Source organism: Klebsiella sp. K4 (assembly GCF_014596785.2).
Classification (GTDB): Bacteria; Pseudomonadota; Gammaproteobacteria; order Enterobacterales; family Enterobacteriaceae; genus Klebsiella; species Klebsiella pneumoniae.
Map to the genome: position 1 here is coordinate 737,226 of NZ_CP115021.1, position 16,498 is coordinate 753,723.

A 16,498-nucleotide genomic window follows, 5' to 3' on the forward strand; every position below is an offset into this window, starting at 1 on the left:
AAGGCCGCAGGGCCCTTACTGTTTTTCCGGCGGCGTGTAGCCTTCGATGTGCACGTCTTTCCCTTCAAACAGGAACTGCACCATCTCCTGCTCAAGCAGTTTGCGGTGCTCCGGGTTCATCATGCTGAGCTTTTTCTCGTTGATCAGCATGGTCTGCTTGTGCTGCCACTGCGCCCAGGCTTCTTTGGAGATTTCGTTGTAAATACGCTTTCCGAGCTCGCCCGGATACAGCTGGAAATCCTGGCCGTCCGCTTCACGCTGCAGGAAGGTACAAAAAATGGTTCTGCTCATAATTAATCCTCTTTGATAGCCGAAAAATTTATACCGGCGCTCCGGCTTTTAGCTGTTGCAACAAGCGCTCCACGGGGGCCGCCAGACCGACCGACGGCGGCTGCGCTAAGTTATACCAGAGTGCGTTGCCTTCATCCATGCATGCGCCAGATGAGTGCACTGTAAGCCACATCGGAATAATATCCAGGTGGAAATGACTGAAAGTGTGGCGAAAAGCGGTTAATTGCGTCAGATTATCGGCCTTAATCTGGCGCTGCGCCAGCCACTCGCGTAGCTCCGCTTCGTCTGCAAACTGCGGAAAACAGAACAACCCGCCCCACAGACCCACCGGCGGACGCTGGGAAAGAAACACCTCGTCGCCGTGCTGCATCAGCAGGAAGTAGCCGGTGCGTTCCGGGAGGGTCTGCTTCGGTTTTTTGCCCGGGTATTCCGCCCATGAATGGTTCGCGTAGGCCACGCAGCCGTTGCTCAGCGGACACAGCTCGCACTTCGGCTTCGAGCGGGTGCAAACCATTGCACCGAGATCCATCATCGCCTGGTTGAAGCGCTCGACGCCCTCTGCCGGGGTGACCTCTTCGCTGATGTCCCACAGCCGTTTTTCCACCTCTTTTTTCCCCGGCCAGCCGCTGACAGCATAGCAGCGGGCGAGCACGCGCTTCACGTTGCCGTCGAGAATCGGATAATGCTGACCGAGCGAAAGGGATAAAATCGCCCCCGCCGTTGAGCGCCCGACGCCGGGCAGCGCCGCCACTTCGTCAAAGGTCCGGGGGAATTCCCCGCCGTGCAGTGTGGCGACTTGCTGTGCGGCTTTATGTAAGTTGCGCGCCCGCGCGTAGTAGCCCAGACCGGTCCACAGATGCAGCACTTCATCCAGCGGCGCGTTGGCGAGATCCACCACCGTGGGGAAACGCGCCATAAAGCGTTCAAAATAGGGGATTACCGTGGTCACCTGGGTTTGTTGCAACATCACTTCGGAGAGCCATACTTTGTAGGGCGTCTTGGCGATTTGCCAGGGCAGGGTTTTACGCCCGTATTTGTCGTACCAGTCCAGAACCTGGGCTGAAAATTGCGTGGCGAGAAAAGTCAAAGCTACGGCTCCGGGATCGCGATTACAGGGGGGCAGATTGCAGCATAAGGGCGAGTGGCTGTAAACCCTTGCATCCGCCGGGTAACTTTGGATAATGCCCGTTTTCCGAACACATTCACAAGCAGACCAAACTTTTATGAAAAACGACGTCATCTCTCCGGAATTCGATGAAAACGGTCGCCCGCTGCGCCGTATTCGTAGCTTCGTCCGTCGCCAGGGCCGCCTGACGAAAGGGCAGCAGCATGCGCTGGATAACATTTGGCCGGTGATGGGCGTTGAATTCAACGATGCGCCGCTCGATTTCGCCGCCCTGTTTGGCCGTGACGCGCCGGTCACCTTAGAAATTGGCTTCGGGATGGGCGCCTCGCTGGTGGCGATGGCGAAAGCCAAACCGGAACAGAATTTCCTCGGCATTGAAGTACACTCCCCGGGCGTTGGCGCTTGTCTGGCTTCTGCGGAAGAAGAAGGCGTACAAAACCTGCGCGTAATGTGTCACGATGCAGTGGAAGTGCTACATACCATGATCCCGGATAACTCGCTGAATATGGTGCAACTGTTTTTCCCTGATCCGTGGCATAAAGCGCGTCATAATAAACGTCGTATCGTGCAGCCGCCTTTCGCTGAGCTGGTGAAAAGCAAGCTGAAGCTCGGCGGCGTCTTCCATATGGCGACCGACTGGGAAGCTTATGCCGTGCATATGCTGGAAGTCATGTCCTCGCTGGAAGGCTATCGTAACCAGTCGGCAAGCAACGATTACGTACCGCGCCCGGAATCGCGCCCGGTAACCAAATTTGAACAGCGTGGCCATCGTCTCGGCCACGGCGTATGGGACTTAATGTTCGAGAGGGTGAAATAATGGCCAAGAATCGTAGCCGTCGTCTGCGTAAAAAAATGCATATCGATGAGTTTCAGGAGTTAGGCTTCTCCGTCGCCTGGCGTTTCCCGGAAGGGACCAGCGAAGAGCAGATCGACCAGACGGTCAACGATCTGATCGAAGAGGTGATAGAGCCGAACAAGCTGGCCTTCGACGGCAGCGGTTATCTCTCCTGGGAAGGGCTCATCTGCATGCAGGAGATTGGTAAGTGCACTGAAGAGCATCAGGCTATCGTACGCAAATGGCTGGAAGCGCGTAAGTTAGAGGATGTGCGCACCAGCGAACTTTTTGACGTCTGGTGGGACTAAGTTTGACAAGGGTCGGCAATTGCCGGCCCGTTTTGTCTTAAGGGAGTTTTATGATGCGTAAAACGCTGCTGGCGGTGGCGCTCTCCGTCACCGCTTTGTCTGCCCATGCGGACTACCAGTGTAGCGTCACGCCGCGTGACGATGTGATCCTCAGCCCGCAGCAGGTGCAGGTGAAAGGGGAAAACGGCGATCTGGTGATAAAGCCGGACGGCAATCTGACCTTTAACGGCAAGGCCTATGCGCTCAGCGCCGCCCAGCGCGAACAGGCGCAGGATTATCAGGCCAGCCTGCGCAGCAGCCTGCCGTGGATTGACCAAGGCGCGCGTTCGCGAGTCGAAAAAAGCCGCAAGGCGCTGGATAAAATCATTACCGAACAGGTTGGCGCCAACAGCAGCATGCACGGTCGCCTGACCAAACTGGACGCGCAGCTGAAAGAACAGATGAACCGCATTATCGAACGTCGCAGCGATGGCCTGACCTTCCACTATAAAGCTATCGACCAGGTACGCGCCGATGGCCAGCAGCTGGTGAATCAGGCGATGGGCGGCATTCTGCAGGACAGCATTAACGAGATGGGGGCGAAAGCGGTGCTCAAAGGCGGCGGTAATCCGCTACAGGGCATTCTCGGCAGCCTCGGCGGCCTGCAAACGGCGATTCAGGAGGAATGGAAAAACCAGGAGGCCGATTTCCAGCAGTTTGGTAAGGACGTCTGCAGCCGGGTGGTATCGCTGGAGGACAGCCGCAAAGCGCTGGTTGGCTCGTTAAAATAATCAAAATTTCGCGGCCCGCATACCTTTGGGCCGCGCACTTCTCCACTCAGGCGCGGCCGTGCGACACGCGTGAACGGCGAGCCAGAGAATCAATGATTACCGCAATCGCCAGTACCGCGCCGGTAATGATATAGCGCAGCGAAGACGGCAGGTTCAACAGCGTCAGCCCATTTGAAATCGACTGAATCACGATGATCCCCAATAGCGCGGACCAGGCGCTGCCGCGTCCGCCGAACAGGCTGGTGCCGCCGATCACCGCCGCGGCGATGGCGTTGAGGTTGACGTCGCCGGTGCCGGCCTGCTGGCTGGCGGAAGCCAGTCGCGACGCCGCGAGAATGCCGCCGAAGGTCGCAAGCGTGGTACACAGGACGAAAGCGCTCACATAAATCGCCCGCACGTTAATGCCCGAACGGCGCGCCGCTTCACGGTTGCCGCCAACCGCGAACATCGAGCGACCCCATTTTGTCCGTTTCAGCGCGTAGTTGAGGATCATTACGCAGGCGACAAAGAGACCGAAAATCCATGGAATACCGCGCCCCTGATTGAGGTAAAGCACCGCGGCCTCGAAGATAATCGTCAGCGCGATCGCGCGCGCCACTAGCGAGCTGACTCCCTCGGCGGAAAGATTGGCCGCCAGGCGCCGCGAGCGTTTTTTCAGGCCAAAAATAAGGATCGCCAGCCCTGGCAGCAATGCCATCAGGTGTGAGAACCAGCCGGGCATCACCAGCAGTTGGCCAAAGCGCACCAGCGGCGAAGTATAGGGCAGGTTGATGCTGCCGCTCGGCCCGAGGATATACAGCTGCATACCCAGCAGCGCCAGCAGGCCGGCGAGAGTGGCGACGAAACTCGGCATTCCGACGCGGGTATACAGCAGCGCGTAGACCAGCCCGACGGCCACGCCGCAGGCCAGCGCCACGGCGATGGCTCCCGCCAGCGGCCATCCTGCGTTCACCCACAGCACGCCGACGATAGCCGATGCCAGGCCGCTCATGGAGCCGACCGACAGGTCTATCTCACCAAGCATTAGCACGCAGACGATGCCGAGCGAGATAAACCCGACCGTCGCGCAGTCAAACAGCAGGTTCACCAGGTTATTCGGCGCGATATAGACCGGGTTGAGGAAGGTGAAAACCAGGGAAATCACAATCAGCCCGGCTATCACCGGCGCGGTGCCGAGATCGCCGGTTTTGATGCGGGTTATCTGCGCGCGTAGGGCGCCGAACAGCCCCTCGTCGTGACGAACGCGCTCATCGCTGCGATCCAGCGCGGTGTGGGATGCGGTCTTACTGTTCATAAAATTACATCGCTCCGGAAGTCGTTGGCTGTGATTTACGTTCAACCCGGCGTGAGACGGCGTTTTCCGTCGCGCCGGTGATCGCGGCGACCAGATCCTGATTAGAAGCATCGGGCGTGAAGATCCCTTTGTTGCGCCCGAGACGCAGTACCACGATACGGTCGGCGACGGCGCGAACGTCTTCCATGTTGTGACTGATGATGATGACGCCAAGCCCGCGCTCGCGAACGCGCTCAATCAGGTTGAGCACTTCCGCGGTCTGCGCGACGCCCAGCGCCGCGGTGGGTTCATCGAGCATAATGATTTTAGGGTTCAGCAGCAGCGAACGGGCGATGGCGACGGTCTGCCGCTGGCCGCCGGAAAGCGATGCCACCGGTTCGCGTACCGACGGAATACGTGCCGCCAGCTCCTGCAGCAGCGTCCAGGCTTTCACTTCCATCGCCACTTCATCGAGCTGGAACGGCGAAATTTCATGACCCAGAAACAGGTTTGCCACCACATCAAGGTTTTCACACAGCGCCAGATCCTGAAACACCGTGGCAATACCGTATTCCAGCGCCTTGCCGGGGCTATCGAGGGTGACGGGGTTGCCGTCAAACTCAATGGTGCCGGAGGTCGGCTGGTGGACGCCGGCGAGGATCTTCACCAGCGTGGATTTGCCCGCGCCGTTGTCGCCGACCAGCGCGACCACCTCGCCGGCGTGGACTTCTAATTCGATATCCGTCAGCGCGGACACCGCGCCAAAATGTTTAGAGACGTTGCGCAGTTGCAGTATTGGCCGCCCGGCGGCGGAGTTGTGTTGTTGTTGCGGCATACAAAACGACCTCAATCATGGCGAAATCGCGCCCGCCGCGGCGGGCGCAGGGGCAAAAGTTACTTGCTGATGCCTAACTTCTGGCAGGCGGCGGCGTACTCGCCGCTACACACCTGATCCCAGGTCTGGATTTTTTTATCGAAGATTTCCGCTTTGATGTTTTTGGCCGTCACCACTTCCGGGGTAAATAGCTGGGAAGGGGTGTTGTACAGGGTGGTGCTGGCCTGCGGTTTTTTGCCCTGGATAAAATCAACCGCCACTTTGGCCGCCGCCGCGGCGACGATCTCCGATGGCTTGGAGATGGTGTTGTACTGATCGCCAGCGATGATCAGCTGCAGCGCGGCGATAGTGGCGTCATTGCCGGTGACCGGCGGCAGCGGCTGGACGCCGGCAGCCTTAAAGGCGGCAATTGCGCCGCCGCCGGTACCGTCGTTTGCCGCGACCACGCCCTTAATTTTGTCGCCAAAGCGGGTAACCTGCCCGGCGGTCCACTCCTGGGCTTTCGGCGGCGCCCACTCCGGGGTGTCGAATTCGGCCAACGTTTTGTAACCGGACTCTTTCAATCCGCGATGGATACCGTCGCGGATCAGCCCTGCGGCGGCATCGGTTGGCGAACCGTTAATTTGCAGCACGCCGGCATCCTGCGGCACGCCGCTCGCTTTCAGATGGTCGGTAAGAGATTTTGCGATGGCGTAGCCAATGCCCTCGTTATCAAATGAGACGTAGAAATCAGCCGGTTTGTCTGGTACCGGGCGATCATAGGCAATGACCTTGACCCCCTGCGCTTGGGCGTTTTCGACCAGCGCGGCGGCGGCGGAAGAGTCAACCGGATCCAGGACGATCACTTTCGCCCCCTGGGCGATAACCGAGTTGAACTGCTGCTGCTGGAGCGACGCGTTGGCGTTGGCATTCTGATAGATGACCTTACAATCCGCGCAAAGCTTGCTCATTTCCGCCTTAAAACCGGGGAAGTCGTGCTGTTCATAGCGGGTAGAGGCCTGATCGGGCATTAAAAAGGCCACGGTGGCGGACTCTGCAGACCAGGCTGAAGCCGTGACGGTGCCGGATAGTGCGGAGAGTGTGATAAAAATATTACGGTAATTCATTGTGTTACCCTCTTTTTTATAGGCTTAAGCCCGCCGGGTTGCGCCGACGTTACAGAGACTTTTTTAATCAGAGTTACCAATAATTCACATGTAGGATACGTCGGTTTTACATTTGCTCAACCGATGAAGCAGGATTACCACTGCGCAAAAAATGAGTCAAGAAAAGGAAAAAAGTCGATCGGATTTTGTGATTCGCTGCAAATAATTGAACAAAAAAACGCCAGTCGATTTGACCGTAGCGGGAGAGGATGTAAGGGGAAAGATACGGGCGACGACGTGCCGCCCGCAGGGATTACTCTTCGCTGAGGAACAGCTCCACCAGCGAATTTAAAAACAGTTTACCGTGCTCGGTAATTTGCCAGTTTTGCGCATCTTCCAGCAGATAGCCTTCGGCGATAGCGGCATCGATTTGCTGACGGATAACCTGCTCATCAAGGCCGGTATACAAGCTGAACTCCGCGCGCGGCGCGGCCTCCAGCAGGCGAAAACGGTTCATAAAGAACTCAAACGGTTTATCCGCTTCTTCCACATCATGCTGACGCTCAAGGTAACGGCCTTCCATATACCCGCGCGGGTGGCGTGTTTTGGCGGTCCGCAGAATGCGTCCGTCAGGGAAGGTGATCTTGCCGTGCGCGCCGCAGCCGATGCCGAGGTAGTCGCCAAAGCGCCAGTAGTTGAGATTATGCTGACACTGGAAGCCTGGCTTAGCATAGGCGGACGTCTCGTACTGCTGATAGCCGGCGGCGCTCAGCAGCTGATGCCCCTGCTCGAAAATATCCCATAGCGCGTCGTCATCCGGCAGCACCGGCGGCCGGGAGCCGAACAAGGTGTTCGGCTCAATGGTCAGCTGGTACCACGACAGGTGCGGCGGGTTGAGGGCAATCGCCTGACGCAGATCGTCCAGCGCCTCCTCCAGCGACTGGTCCGGCAGACCGTGCATCAGGTCGAGGTTGAAGCTGCGCAAGCCGAGGCCGCTGGCGAGACGTGCTGCGCGCTTGGCCTCCTCCGGGCCGTGGATCCGCCCCAGGCGCTGCAGCTTCGGTTCGCTAAAGCTTTGTACGCCGATGGAGATGCGGTTCACCCCGGCGCGCTGATAATCAACGAAGCGATCGGCCTCCACGGTACCCGGGTTGGCTTCCATGGTGATTTCCGCCCCGGCGGCCAGCGGCAGGCAGGCGCGGACGCCATCGAGCAGGGTTTGCATGGCCGGGCCGGACAGCAGGCTCGGCGTACCGCCGCCGATAAAAATAGTGCCTATTTCCCGTCCCTGGGCATATTGCGCATCAGCCTGCAGATCGTTCAGCAGATGCTGGACGTAGTCATCATGCGGCACCTCGCCTTTCAGCGCATGCGAATTAAAATCGCAGTACGGGCATTTCTGCACGCACCAGGGAATATGGATATAGAGACTCAGCGGCGGCAAATTAGCCATTACGTAATGCTTCCAGTAACAGTTTCAGCGCCTGCCCGCGATGGGAAATGGCGCTCTTTTCTTCACGGCTCAGTTCGGCCGCGGTTTTACCTTCTGACGGGACGAAGAAGATCGGGTCGTAACCGAAGCCGCCATGACCGGCGGCTTGTCGGGTGATTACCCCAGGCCAGCTGCCGTGGCACACCAGCGGCGTGGGATCCTCGGCATGGCGCAGATAGACCAGCACGCAGTGGAACTGGGCCTGACGCTGGTCGTCCGGCACGTCTTTTAACGCGTCGAGCAGCTTCTCAAGATTCTGCTGGTCGCTGGCATCGACGCCGGAATAGCGTGCGGAGTAAATACCCGGCGCGCCGCCAAGAGCATCGACGGCCAGACCGGAATCGTCGGCGATGGCCGGCAGGCCGGTGATCTGCGCCGCGTGGCGCGCTTTCAGAATCGCGTTTTCAATAAAGGTCAGGCCGGTCTCTTCCGCAGAGTCCACGCCCAGCTCGGTCTGAGCGACGATATCGAGACCAAAATCTTCCAGCAGCGAGGCCAGTTCGCGCACTTTGCCGGCGTTACCGGTAGCGAGGACGACTTTTTGCATGATGAATCCTGTTTATTCAGTTAGCGCCGCGACCGCAGTCGGGATCTGTTGTGGGGCGATGATTTTAACTTGCTTATGGCGGCCCAGCTCGCCTTTTTCAATCAGTACCTGGCTTTTGGCGACGCGGAACTGTTTGGCGAGAAATTTCACCAGGTGGGCATTGGCCTGGCCATCAACGGGCGGGGCGGTAATGGCGACTTTAAGCTCGTCGCCATGTACGCCCACGATGCTATCGCGGCTGGCCTTAGGCTGAATGTACAGCCTCAGCACCAGCCCGTCAGCGCAGGTTTCAACGGCACTCATAGCGCCATCCACAGCCCCGGCAGCAGTACATTACCGGTGGCCTGCAGCACTTCGGCGATGCCCATATTGATTACGTACAACAGCAGTACCAGCACCATCGGCGAGAAATCGATACCGCCCATCGACGGCAGCAGGTTGCGGATAGGGCGCAGCAGCGGGTCCGCCAGCTGCATCAGCACATACTCCACCGGGCTACGGCCCTGACTGACCCAGCTCATGATCGCCATCAACAGCAGTACCCAGAAGATCAACGAGCCGATGGTTTTCAGCAGAATAAGCAGAGCGGAGATCCAGATGATCGGCTGGAAGGTGATCACCATAAACAGCACGATCGCTTTGATGACGCAGAGAATAAATGCCACCAGCAGCGAGGCGCTGTCAATCGGCCCCATTGCCGGGATAATCCGGCGCAGCGGTCCGACAATCGGCTGCGTGGCTTTCACCACAAACTGCGAAAACGGGTTGTAAAAGTCGCAGCGCGCCCACTGCATCCAGACGCGTAACAACACGACCATCGTGTAAAGCTCAATGACCGTTGAAAGCAGGAAAGTCAACGTCTTCATGGCGTTCCTCAGATTCCTTATTATTTGCTGTAGTCGCGCGCACCAAAAATGGCTGTACCGATGCGCACCATCGTGCTTCCCGCCGCGATTGCGGCTTCCATATCGTCCGACATTCCCAGAGACAACGTATCGACCGTGGGGTACCGCGTTTTTAATCGCGCAAATGCTACCGCCATTTGCCGGGCGACGGCAAACTGCCTTACATATTCTGACTCAGGCGCGGGGATGGCCATCAGGCCGCGCAGTTCCAGATGAGGTAACTCAGCGATCTCCGCCGCTAAGCCGTCGAGCGCTTCCAGCGGGATGCCGGATTTGCTCTGCTCATCGCTGATGTTAATTTGAATCAGCACCTTCAGCGGCGGTAAATGCGCCGGGCGCTGCTCGTTCAGGCGGGTGGCGATTTTCAGCCGATCGACGGTGTGGCACCAGTCAAAATGCTCTGCCACCAACCGGCTTTTGTTGGACTGCAGGGGGCCAATAAAGTGCCACTGCAGCCCGCTGACGCCAGCCTGCTGGAAATGGTTAATCTTCTCCACGCCCTCCTGGACGTAGTTTTCACCAAATGCCCGCTGGCCTGCCGCAATGGCTTCTTCGATCGCGCTCGCAGGTTTCGTTTTACTCACTGTAAGCAATGTCACTTCTTCTGGCGCACGCCCGCATCGGGCGGCAGCACCGGAGATTTTGTCCCGGACCTGTGCCAGGTTATGCGCAATATCGTTCATATTCCGAGGATGAGTTATGAAGCTGGAAGAAATCGTAGCCCTTAGTGTAAAGCATAATGTCTCCGATCTACACCTGTGCAATTCCGCCGCACCACGCTGGCGGCGGCAGGGCAGGCTGCAGCCCGCGCCCTTTCCCGCGCCGGATATTGCGAATTTACTCAACGACTGGCTCGATGCCGCACAGTTACTGCACTGGCAGGAACACGGCCAGATTGACTTTGCGCTGAACCTGGCCTGCGGTGCGCGGCTGCGCGCCAGCGCCTTCGCCCATACGCGTGGGATATCGCTGGTGCTGCGCCTCCTTCCTGAACAGTGCCCGCGTCTGGATATGCTCGGCGCCCCGCCTGCGCTGAGCGAACTGCTGGCGGAAGAGAGTGGTTTGCTGTTGGTCACCGGAGCGACGGGCAGCGGCAAGTCGACCACCCTGGCGGCAATGGTGGGGCACCTCAATCAGCATCTTGATGGCCATATTCTGACGCTTGAAGATCCGGTGGAATTTATTCATCACAGCGAGCGCTGTCTGATCCAGCAGCGGGAAGTTGGCCGTCACTGTCCTTCGTTCGCCGCGGCGCTCCGCGTGGCGCTGCGCCAGGATCCGGATGTGATCCTGCTCGGGGAGCTACGCGACAGCGAAACCATTCGCCTGGCGTTAACCGCGGCGGAGACCGGGCACCTGGTAATGGCGACATTACATACCCGCGGCGCGGCGCCGGCGGTGGAGAGATTGATCGATGTCTTTCCGGCGGAGGAGAAAGATCAGGTTCGTAGCCAGCTTGCCGGAAGCCTGTGCGCGGTGCTGGCGCAAAAATTGTTACCTGCACGTCAGGGCGGGAGAGTTGCGCTATACGAGCTTCTGGTCAACACGCCAGCGGTGGCGAATTTGATCCGTGAAGGAAAAGTACATCAATTGCCTGGTGTTATGCAGACCGGGATGCAGGCCGGAATGTTGACCTTTACCCAGAGTTTTCAGCAACGTGTCGCTGCAGGCGCGCTATAAGATGAGAAAGAGATTGATATGACAGGTTAAATGATATGTTAGATGAATGTTTATTTGTTGTTTATTAATATTATTTGGTAATACAAATAACTTTTGATTATAAATTCAAATAACACATTCAGATTAGATATGTCGACAGTGAATACGCATTTCCAGGAAAAAAGTTTGATTATCTTTTGACAGCTTTGAGTCATTCGATTTATGCTGTTTGTGGGAATAGGATGATTCTCATGGAATAACGTTTCAGTTTGTAAATTACCTTGGTGATTTATAAATTCACGACTGTTTGTATCTTTTTTTATTCATTTAACCACCATGGCGGTGGGTAACAGCTAAGGAGAGTTTTAAGTGATTAATTTAAATGGAAATTCATCATCTTCTCGTCAGGTAACCTTTATTACCCACCCGTCTATTCAAAGCAAAGCCTTTGCCAGCTATCTGAGCGAAACCCTGATGGCACCGGTGGTTTTACAAAATATTAATAAGCCGCTGGCGCAGCGTTTGGCAAAAGATTCTGTAATATTATTTGATATTGCAGTGTCAAATAAGAAATTAAACGGGGTGTGGCGGGATATTATTCGCCTGCAGGCAGATAATCCTCGTTTGTTGATTATTAATAGCGCACAAAAGTATGAGCTATACGAAATGGCGCAGTGGCCGGCTTTATATGGCGTGTTCCGTCATGACGATGATGAATCGCGCTTAATTGAGGGCGTTAAGGCCGTGCTGAACGGCGAGCAGACGGCTGAATTGAGCGTGATGCACCCGGCGATGTACGCTGCGGACCATGCATCGACTCCAGTAGAGAACTCGCCGCTGACCGAGCGGGAATGCGAGATCCTCAACGAACTGCGCTGCGGCGCAACGAACCTGGATATCGCCCGCGCGCTGTTTATCAGCGAGAACACGGTGCGGACGCACCTGTACAATGTGTTTCGTAAACTGAGCGTGAAAAATCGCACCCAGGCGGTGAGCTGGGCTAACGAACATCTGCGCCACTAAGCGGGTAAACGTGCGCCGTCAGCGGTCCGCCGGCGGCGCAGGAGGGCAGAGTTTAAAAGCTCTGCTCGAAGTAGCTTTCCAGTATGACTACGGCAGAGGCTGAATCGACGCTGCCTTTACTCAGCGCCCGGTAGCCGCCGTGTTCAAACAGGCCCGCGCGGGCCTCAACCGTACTCAGCCGTTCATCGTGGAGAAGGATCGCGACGCCAAAGCGGCCATGAATTTTATTGGCGAAATTACGCGCGCGCGCCGTCAGCGGTTGCTCGGTGCCGTCCATATTGAGCGGCAGGCCGACGATTACCGCCTCAGGCTGCCACTCTTTAAGCAGTTTTTCGATGACGTTCCAGTCCGGTTTACCGTCCTGCGCCTTCAGCGCCGGTAATGGTCGTGCGGTCGCGGTGATGCGTTGTCCCACCGCCACGCCGATGCTTTTGGTGCCAAAGTCAAAGCCGAGAAAGGTTCCGCTCATCACGCATGCCCCGCGACGCCTGGCATCGTCACAATGTCGATACCAATCAGTTTAGCCGCCTCGCGCCAGCGATCGGCGATCGGCGTACGGAAAAGAATATTCTGATCCGCCGGGGCGGTGAGCCAGGCATTATCTAAAATCTCCTGCTCCAGCTGCCCTTTCTCCCACGAAGAGTAGCCCAACGCAACCAGCACGTTGCCCGGCTGCCGATCGGTTCCTAAGGTTTCAAGAACATCCCGCGAGGTGGTAATCACCGTGTTATCCGAGATGCGAATGCTCGAGGAAAAGTCAGAGGGCGGGGTATGCAAAATGAAGCCGCGGTCTTCCGCCAGCGGGCCTCCCAGCATCACCGGTTTATCCAGACGGATCTCTGGATTGCGCGGCTCCGGGACAATTTTGAGCTTCTCAAGGATCCCTTCCACCTGCAGATTTTCCAGCGGCTTATTGATAATAATGCCCATGGCACCCTCGTCGTTGTACTCGCAGATATAGACTACGGAGCGGCGGAAAATGGGGTCCTGAAGCGCGGGCATGGCAATCAGAAAGTGATGCTGTAAATTCATTGTCAGAGGTTCGTTCCTGGTTCAAAAAAGCAACACCCAGTATGCGGGCAAAGTAGAATGGTGTCGATGCACTTTATCTGGCCGGCGCCCGAGTGGCGTCAGGCTGGCAACGTTTCACGAGCGCGGTAATCCGCGCTCGCTGCGCCAAAAGCGGACGTTGGTCCGCCGTCGTGCTTATTTATCGATACGTCTTTCGATAGCGTCCATCAGCATACCGGTGATCGAAATATCCGGGAAGGCGGCTTCGATTTCGCGTACGCAGGTGGGGCTGGTGACGTTAATTTCCGTCAGACGGTCGCCGATGATATCCAGGCCGACGAAGATAAGGCCTTTGGCCTTCAGCGTCGGGCCGACGCGGCGGGCGATTTCCCAGTCGCTTTCGGTCAACGGGCGGGCTTCGCCGCGGCCGCCGGCGGCCAGATTGCCGCGGGTCTCGCCACCCTGCGGAATTCGCGCCAGGCAGTAAGGCACGGGCTCTCCATCCACTACCAACACGCGCTTGTCGCCATCTTTAATGGCCGGCAGATAGTTCTGCGCCATGCAGTAGCGGCTGCCCAGTTCGGTCAGCGTCTCGGCAATCACCCCAAGGTTTGGATCGCCGGCTTTAACACGGAAAATAGAGGCGCCGCCCATGCCGTCGAGCGGTTTCATGATGATATCGCCGTGCTTTTCCCAGAAGGCTTTCAGCTGGGCTTTATTGCGGGTGACCAACGTTTCCGGAGTCAGTTCAGAGAACCAGGCGGTGAACAGCTTCTCGTTACAGTCGCGCAGACTCTGCGGCTTGTTGACGATAAGCGTGCCTTTCTCTTCCGCTCGCTCCAGGATGTAGGTGGCATAAATAAATTCGGTATCAAACGGCGGATCCTTACGCATCAGGATGACGTCAAGGTCCGCCAGCGGCAGATCCTGCTCGCCGGTGAAGTCATACCATTTATCGTAGTTCTGTTCGACGCTCAGCGTGCGCGTCCGGGCGCGGGCTTCGCCGTTGATCAAATAGAGGTCGTTCATCTCCATATAATGGAGTTCATAGCCGCGACGCTGCGCCTCCAGCAACATAGCGAAGCTGGTGTCTTTCTTGATGTTGATGGTTGCGATGGGATCCATCACGATGCCGAGCTTGATCATGGTTCTTCTCCGTTAACGCCTCAACCTAAGTCGCCAAAACGCACCTGTAGGGCGGTGATGGCGGTGAGCGCAGTAGTCTCTGTACGCAGAACGCGCGGTCCCAACAGGATATCAGTAAACTGGTATTGCGCGGTCATCGCTATCTCTTCAGCCGACAGCCCGCCTTCCGGGCCAATCAGCAGACGGACGCGTTCAACCGGCAGCGGCAGCGTGTTAATGCTGGCGCTGGCGCGCGGGTGCAGGTTGAGCTTCAGCCCGCTGTCCTGCTCGGCGCACCACGCCTCCAGCTGCATCGCCGGACGTATTTCCGGTACCACGTTACGACCGCTCTGTTCGCAGGCGGCAATAGCGATTTTCTGCCACTGCTGGATCTTTTTCTGCAAACGTTCGGCATCCAGTTTAACGCCGCAGCGCTCGGAAAACAGTGGCGTTATGAGGCTTACCCCGAGTTCGATCGATTTCTGGATGGTGAATTCCATTTTTTCGCCGCGGGACATCACCTGGCCTAAATGGATATGCAGCGGCGATTCCCGATCGTCAGGTTCGCCACTGAGCACCTCAACCGTAACGTTTTTCTTACCGGCCTCGGTGATGACCGCGTCAAACACCTGGTTACTGCCGTCAAAAAGCTGTAGGTGCTGACCGGCGGTCATGCGCAGGACGCGGCCGACGTGGTTGGCCGCGTCATCGCTCAGCGCGATCTGGCTGCCGACAATGAGGCGTTCTGGATGATGGATGCGAGGAATGCGCATGCTTGATATTCCGTTCGTTGCGCAGATGCCAGCTTCCCGCCATCGGGCGGGAAGCACAGGGCTGCAAATTAACAATTGCCGCTAGTGTAGGTTAGCTCTTTTGCGCCTGGCAAGCCTGCAGGACATACGGATTATGGTTGCCCTGCACTTTCGCGATGCGCTCATCACGTTCACATTCCCAGGCGGTGACCGGGTACTGTTTATTCCAGGCGGTAAACAGCTGAGTTTGCTGGCGGGAAAGATTCAGCTGATAGCGGTCGCGCATATAGAAGTAGGTGCGGGCGATGGCGCCGCGAGCGCGGGCAGGGGGCTCGGCGATTTTATCTTTAAAATCGACCTTCATGGTGCACTGGCCGTACTGGCCTTCACCGCCGTTCCACTGACTGTACATAAAGTTGCCGCGATCGCCATTCACTTCTCCCACCGCCGGCTGCAGGTTGTGCATGTCGCTTTCCATCTTGCGGTATTCCGGATCTTTGGCGCAGTTTTTACGTCCACCCTCCTGCCAGCACTGACGCTGATGGCCGAACTGCCATGCCGGCACTACGTGCTCCCATTCAACCCGGCTGGCGCGGTTCTCATTTTTACGCACTTTATAGCCGCAGGATTCCAAATCGATAACGCCTTTTTTCCCCTGCCAGTCGATTTTACAGCCGCAATAAAAATCGCCCGGAACGTCGGCATTCACTTTGACGCCAGCGGCTTTGGCCTGGGAAAAACTATTAATACCAGCGGCCGCAAGCGGACCACTGACTGCCGCGCTCAATACCGCTACGGCTAAAACATGCATACGGGACATCGTTAACTCCGTGTCAAAACGAGCCCGCAACGTAGCGAATGAGGGTGCCGGATGCAATCAGTCAGATCAGAAAGTTTCTAATTAATTCCGATGGTTATTTTTCAGCCACCAGCAGATCGCCGCAGCGAACGCAGCGGTAGGTGGCCTCGCCGCGTACCACCCGGTTATGGCGACGGACGGTGAGCTGGTGCTGCTGACAGCGACAGCGATAGGGGAAGGTGTTCTGGCGGACCGAAGCGAGTTCAAAGCGGTGGGTGCGACGCGCGGGAACGCCAAGGACGCTCTCCATCATCCATTTCCACTCTTTCCCGTGCGGCGCGACGCGGCCGAAATGCTGCCAGACCAGCAGGTGCGCCAGCTCATGCGGCACCACTTCATCGATAAACTCCCGCTGATTTTCCAGCAGCAGCACCGGGTTTAAACGAATTTCGTTTTTCTCCAGCCAGGCGGTGCCGGCGGAAGTACCACGCTGCTGGTAGACCAGCGTCGGTTCCGCATAGCGGCGTTCCAGCTTGCGATTCGCATTGGCGAGATGTTCCCGCAGGCTGCGCATGACGGCCTGCTGAATAGCGATGGGAATACGGGGCGTTTTCATAGCGCCAGAGGATAGTGCGGCGGAGGGGGGAGAGCAAGAGGAAGCT

At 57.3% G+C, this 16,498-nt stretch carries 21 protein-coding genes; 5 read left to right on the top strand and 16 right to left on the bottom strand.

Going from position 1 to position 16,498, the window contains the following annotated elements; genetic code table 11:
* Positions 1-15 precede the first annotated feature (15 nt).
* Both IB144_RS03650 and mutY read right to left on the bottom strand, forming a co-directional pair.
* Positions 16-291, bottom strand: coding sequence for an oxidative damage protection protein (locus IB144_RS03650; protein WP_004105744.1), 276 nt, complete (start codon positions 289-291; stop codon positions 16-18).
* Positions 292-319: 28 nt separating this feature from the next.
* On the bottom strand, positions 320-1,378 hold the full coding sequence (gene mutY / locus IB144_RS03655; protein ID WP_004144785.1) for an A/G-specific adenine glycosylase: 1,059 nt from the start codon (positions 1,376-1,378) through the stop codon (positions 320-322).
* 136 nt (positions 1,379-1,514) lie between these two features.
* Here mutY and trmB point away from each other — a divergent pair, with 136 nt between their 5' ends.
* From trmB to IB144_RS03670, 3 genes are read left to right on the top strand one after another with little or no spacing between them, the layout of a single operon-like run.
* Positions 1,515-2,234: a tRNA (guanosine(46)-N7)-methyltransferase TrmB gene (gene trmB, locus IB144_RS03660; RefSeq protein WP_002916627.1), complete on the top strand. Its 720-nt coding sequence runs from the start codon at positions 1,515-1,517 to the stop codon at positions 2,232-2,234.
* The gene (locus tag IB144_RS03665; RefSeq protein WP_002916620.1) at positions 2,234-2,560 is read left to right on the top strand and encodes a YggL family protein; all 327 of its coding nucleotides are present in this window, start codon (positions 2,234-2,236) and stop codon (positions 2,558-2,560) included. Before trmB ends, IB144_RS03665 begins: the two co-directional genes overlap by 1 nt.
* A 50-nt stretch (positions 2,561-2,610) precedes the next feature.
* Positions 2,611-3,330, top strand: a complete 720-nt coding sequence (locus tag IB144_RS03670) for a DUF2884 domain-containing protein (protein ID WP_009484132.1) — start codon at positions 2,611-2,613, stop codon at positions 3,328-3,330.
* Positions 3,331-3,376: 46 nt separating this feature from the next.
* Here the strand turns inward: IB144_RS03670 and IB144_RS03675 are convergent, their stop codons facing one another.
* From IB144_RS03675 to IB144_RS03710, 8 genes are all read right to left on the bottom strand, one after another.
* Positions 3,377-4,624, bottom strand: a complete 1,248-nt coding sequence (locus IB144_RS03675; RefSeq protein WP_004181281.1) for an ABC transporter permease — start codon at positions 4,622-4,624, stop codon at positions 3,377-3,379.
* 4 nt (positions 4,625-4,628) lie between these two features.
* On the bottom strand, positions 4,629-5,438 hold the full coding sequence (locus IB144_RS03680) for an ATP-binding cassette domain-containing protein (protein WP_004181271.1): 810 nt from the start codon (positions 5,436-5,438) through the stop codon (positions 4,629-4,631).
* Between the two features lie 59 nt (positions 5,439-5,497).
* Complete coding sequence (locus IB144_RS03685; protein WP_004181270.1) at positions 5,498-6,544, bottom strand: sugar ABC transporter substrate-binding protein; 1,047 nt, start codon at positions 6,542-6,544, stop codon at positions 5,498-5,500.
* Positions 6,545-6,836: 292 nt separating this feature from the next.
* Complete coding sequence (hemW, locus tag IB144_RS03690) at positions 6,837-7,976, bottom strand: radical SAM family heme chaperone HemW (RefSeq protein ID WP_040215098.1); 1,140 nt, start codon at positions 7,974-7,976, stop codon at positions 6,837-6,839.
* On the bottom strand, positions 7,969-8,562 hold the full coding sequence (locus tag IB144_RS03695) for an XTP/dITP diphosphatase (protein ID WP_002916615.1): 594 nt from the start codon (positions 8,560-8,562) through the stop codon (positions 7,969-7,971). Before IB144_RS03695 ends, hemW begins: the two co-directional genes overlap by 8 nt.
* A gap of 12 nt (positions 8,563-8,574) precedes the next feature.
* A complete protein-coding gene (gene yggU / locus IB144_RS03700; protein WP_002916614.1) occupies positions 8,575-8,865 on the bottom strand; it encodes a DUF167 family protein YggU in 291 nt (96 codons plus the stop codon).
* On the bottom strand, positions 8,862-9,428 hold the full coding sequence (locus IB144_RS03705) for a YggT family protein (protein WP_002916613.1): 567 nt from the start codon (positions 9,426-9,428) through the stop codon (positions 8,862-8,864). Before IB144_RS03705 ends, yggU begins: the two co-directional genes overlap by 4 nt.
* 20 nt (positions 9,429-9,448) lie before the next feature.
* The gene (locus IB144_RS03710) at positions 9,449-10,150 is read right to left on the bottom strand and encodes a YggS family pyridoxal phosphate-dependent enzyme (RefSeq protein ID WP_065888810.1); all 702 of its coding nucleotides are present in this window, start codon (positions 10,148-10,150) and stop codon (positions 9,449-9,451) included.
* Between the two features lie 16 nt (positions 10,151-10,166).
* Here IB144_RS03710 and IB144_RS03715 point away from each other — a divergent pair, with 16 nt between their 5' ends.
* Positions 10,167-11,147: a type IV pilus twitching motility protein PilT gene (locus tag IB144_RS03715; RefSeq protein ID WP_040215100.1), complete on the top strand. Its 981-nt coding sequence runs from the start codon at positions 10,167-10,169 to the stop codon at positions 11,145-11,147.
* 348 nt (positions 11,148-11,495) lie between these two features.
* Positions 11,496-12,149, top strand: a complete 654-nt coding sequence (locus IB144_RS03720; protein ID WP_002916607.1) for a LuxR family transcriptional regulator — start codon at positions 11,496-11,498, stop codon at positions 12,147-12,149.
* Positions 12,150-12,201: 52 nt separating this feature from the next.
* Here the strand turns inward: IB144_RS03720 and ruvX are convergent, their stop codons facing one another.
* From ruvX to IB144_RS03750, 6 genes are all read right to left on the bottom strand, one after another.
* Positions 12,202-12,618, bottom strand: coding sequence for a Holliday junction resolvase RuvX (gene ruvX, locus IB144_RS03725; RefSeq protein WP_040215102.1), 417 nt, complete (start codon positions 12,616-12,618; stop codon positions 12,202-12,204).
* Positions 12,618-13,181: a YqgE/AlgH family protein gene (locus tag IB144_RS03730; protein WP_002916603.1), complete on the bottom strand. Its 564-nt coding sequence runs from the start codon at positions 13,179-13,181 to the stop codon at positions 12,618-12,620. The genes ruvX and IB144_RS03730 overlap by 1 nt, the downstream gene beginning before the upstream one ends.
* Positions 13,182-13,355: 174 nt before the next feature.
* Positions 13,356-14,306, bottom strand: coding sequence for a glutathione synthase (gene gshB, locus IB144_RS03735; protein ID WP_002916600.1), 951 nt, complete (start codon positions 14,304-14,306; stop codon positions 13,356-13,358).
* 20 nt (positions 14,307-14,326) lie between these two features.
* Positions 14,327-15,058 carry a 16S rRNA (uracil(1498)-N(3))-methyltransferase gene (rsmE, locus tag IB144_RS03740; protein ID WP_002916597.1) on the bottom strand — a complete coding sequence of 244 codons (732 nt, stop codon included), beginning with the start codon at positions 15,056-15,058 and terminating at the stop codon, positions 14,327-14,329.
* 91 nt (positions 15,059-15,149) lie between these two features.
* Positions 15,150-15,857 carry a deoxyribonuclease I gene (gene endA / locus IB144_RS03745; RefSeq protein ID WP_040215104.1) on the bottom strand — a complete coding sequence of 236 codons (708 nt, stop codon included), beginning with the start codon at positions 15,855-15,857 and terminating at the stop codon, positions 15,150-15,152.
* A 94-nt stretch (positions 15,858-15,951) separates the two neighbouring features.
* Positions 15,952-16,452: a SprT family zinc-dependent metalloprotease gene (locus tag IB144_RS03750; RefSeq protein WP_002916588.1), complete on the bottom strand. Its 501-nt coding sequence runs from the start codon at positions 16,450-16,452 to the stop codon at positions 15,952-15,954.
* Between the last annotated feature and the right edge of the window lie 46 nt (positions 16,453-16,498).

Bases quoted from the DNA above. Each gene is read 5' to 3' on its own strand.
- IB144_RS03650 (WP_004105744.1), bottom strand. From the start codon at position 291: ATGAGCAGAACCATTTTTTGTACCTTCCTGCAGCGTGAAGCGGACGGC.
- trmB (WP_002916627.1), top strand. From the start codon at position 1,515: ATGAAAAACGACGTCATCTCTCCGGAATTCGATGAAAACGGTCGCCCG.
- IB144_RS03665 (WP_002916620.1), top strand. From the start codon at position 2,234: ATGGCCAAGAATCGTAGCCGTCGTCTGCGTAAAAAAATGCATATCGAT.
- IB144_RS03670 (WP_009484132.1), top strand. From the start codon at position 2,611: ATGATGCGTAAAACGCTGCTGGCGGTGGCGCTCTCCGTCACCGCTTTG.
- IB144_RS03675 (WP_004181281.1), bottom strand. From the start codon at position 4,624: ATGAACAGTAAGACCGCATCCCACACCGCGCTGGATCGCAGCGATGAG.
- IB144_RS03680 (WP_004181271.1), bottom strand. From the start codon at position 5,438: ATGCCGCAACAACAACACAACTCCGCCGCCGGGCGGCCAATACTGCAA.
- IB144_RS03685 (WP_004181270.1), bottom strand. From the start codon at position 6,544: ATGAATTACCGTAATATTTTTATCACACTCTCCGCACTATCCGGCACC.
- hemW (WP_040215098.1), bottom strand. From the start codon at position 7,976: ATGGCTAATTTGCCGCCGCTGAGTCTCTATATCCATATTCCCTGGTGC.
- IB144_RS03695 (WP_002916615.1), bottom strand. From the start codon at position 8,562: ATGCAAAAAGTCGTCCTCGCTACCGGTAACGCCGGCAAAGTGCGCGAA.
- yggU (WP_002916614.1), bottom strand. From the start codon at position 8,865: ATGAGTGCCGTTGAAACCTGCGCTGACGGGCTGGTGCTGAGGCTGTAC.
- IB144_RS03705 (WP_002916613.1), bottom strand. From the start codon at position 9,428: ATGAAGACGTTGACTTTCCTGCTTTCAACGGTCATTGAGCTTTACACG.
- IB144_RS03710 (WP_065888810.1), bottom strand. From the start codon at position 10,150: ATGAACGATATTGCGCATAACCTGGCACAGGTCCGGGACAAAATCTCC.
- IB144_RS03715 (WP_040215100.1), top strand. From the start codon at position 10,167: ATGAAGCTGGAAGAAATCGTAGCCCTTAGTGTAAAGCATAATGTCTCC.
- ruvX (WP_040215102.1), bottom strand. From the start codon at position 12,618: ATGAGCGGAACCTTTCTCGGCTTTGACTTTGGCACCAAAAGCATCGGC.
- IB144_RS03730 (WP_002916603.1), bottom strand. From the start codon at position 13,181: ATGAATTTACAGCATCACTTTCTGATTGCCATGCCCGCGCTTCAGGAC.
- gshB (WP_002916600.1), bottom strand. From the start codon at position 14,306: ATGATCAAGCTCGGCATCGTGATGGATCCCATCGCAACCATCAACATC.
- rsmE (WP_002916597.1), bottom strand. From the start codon at position 15,058: ATGCGCATTCCTCGCATCCATCATCCAGAACGCCTCATTGTCGGCAGC.
- endA (WP_040215104.1), bottom strand. From the start codon at position 15,857: ATGTCCCGTATGCATGTTTTAGCCGTAGCGGTATTGAGCGCGGCAGTC.
- IB144_RS03750 (WP_002916588.1), bottom strand. From the start codon at position 16,452: ATGAAAACGCCCCGTATTCCCATCGCTATTCAGCAGGCCGTCATGCGC.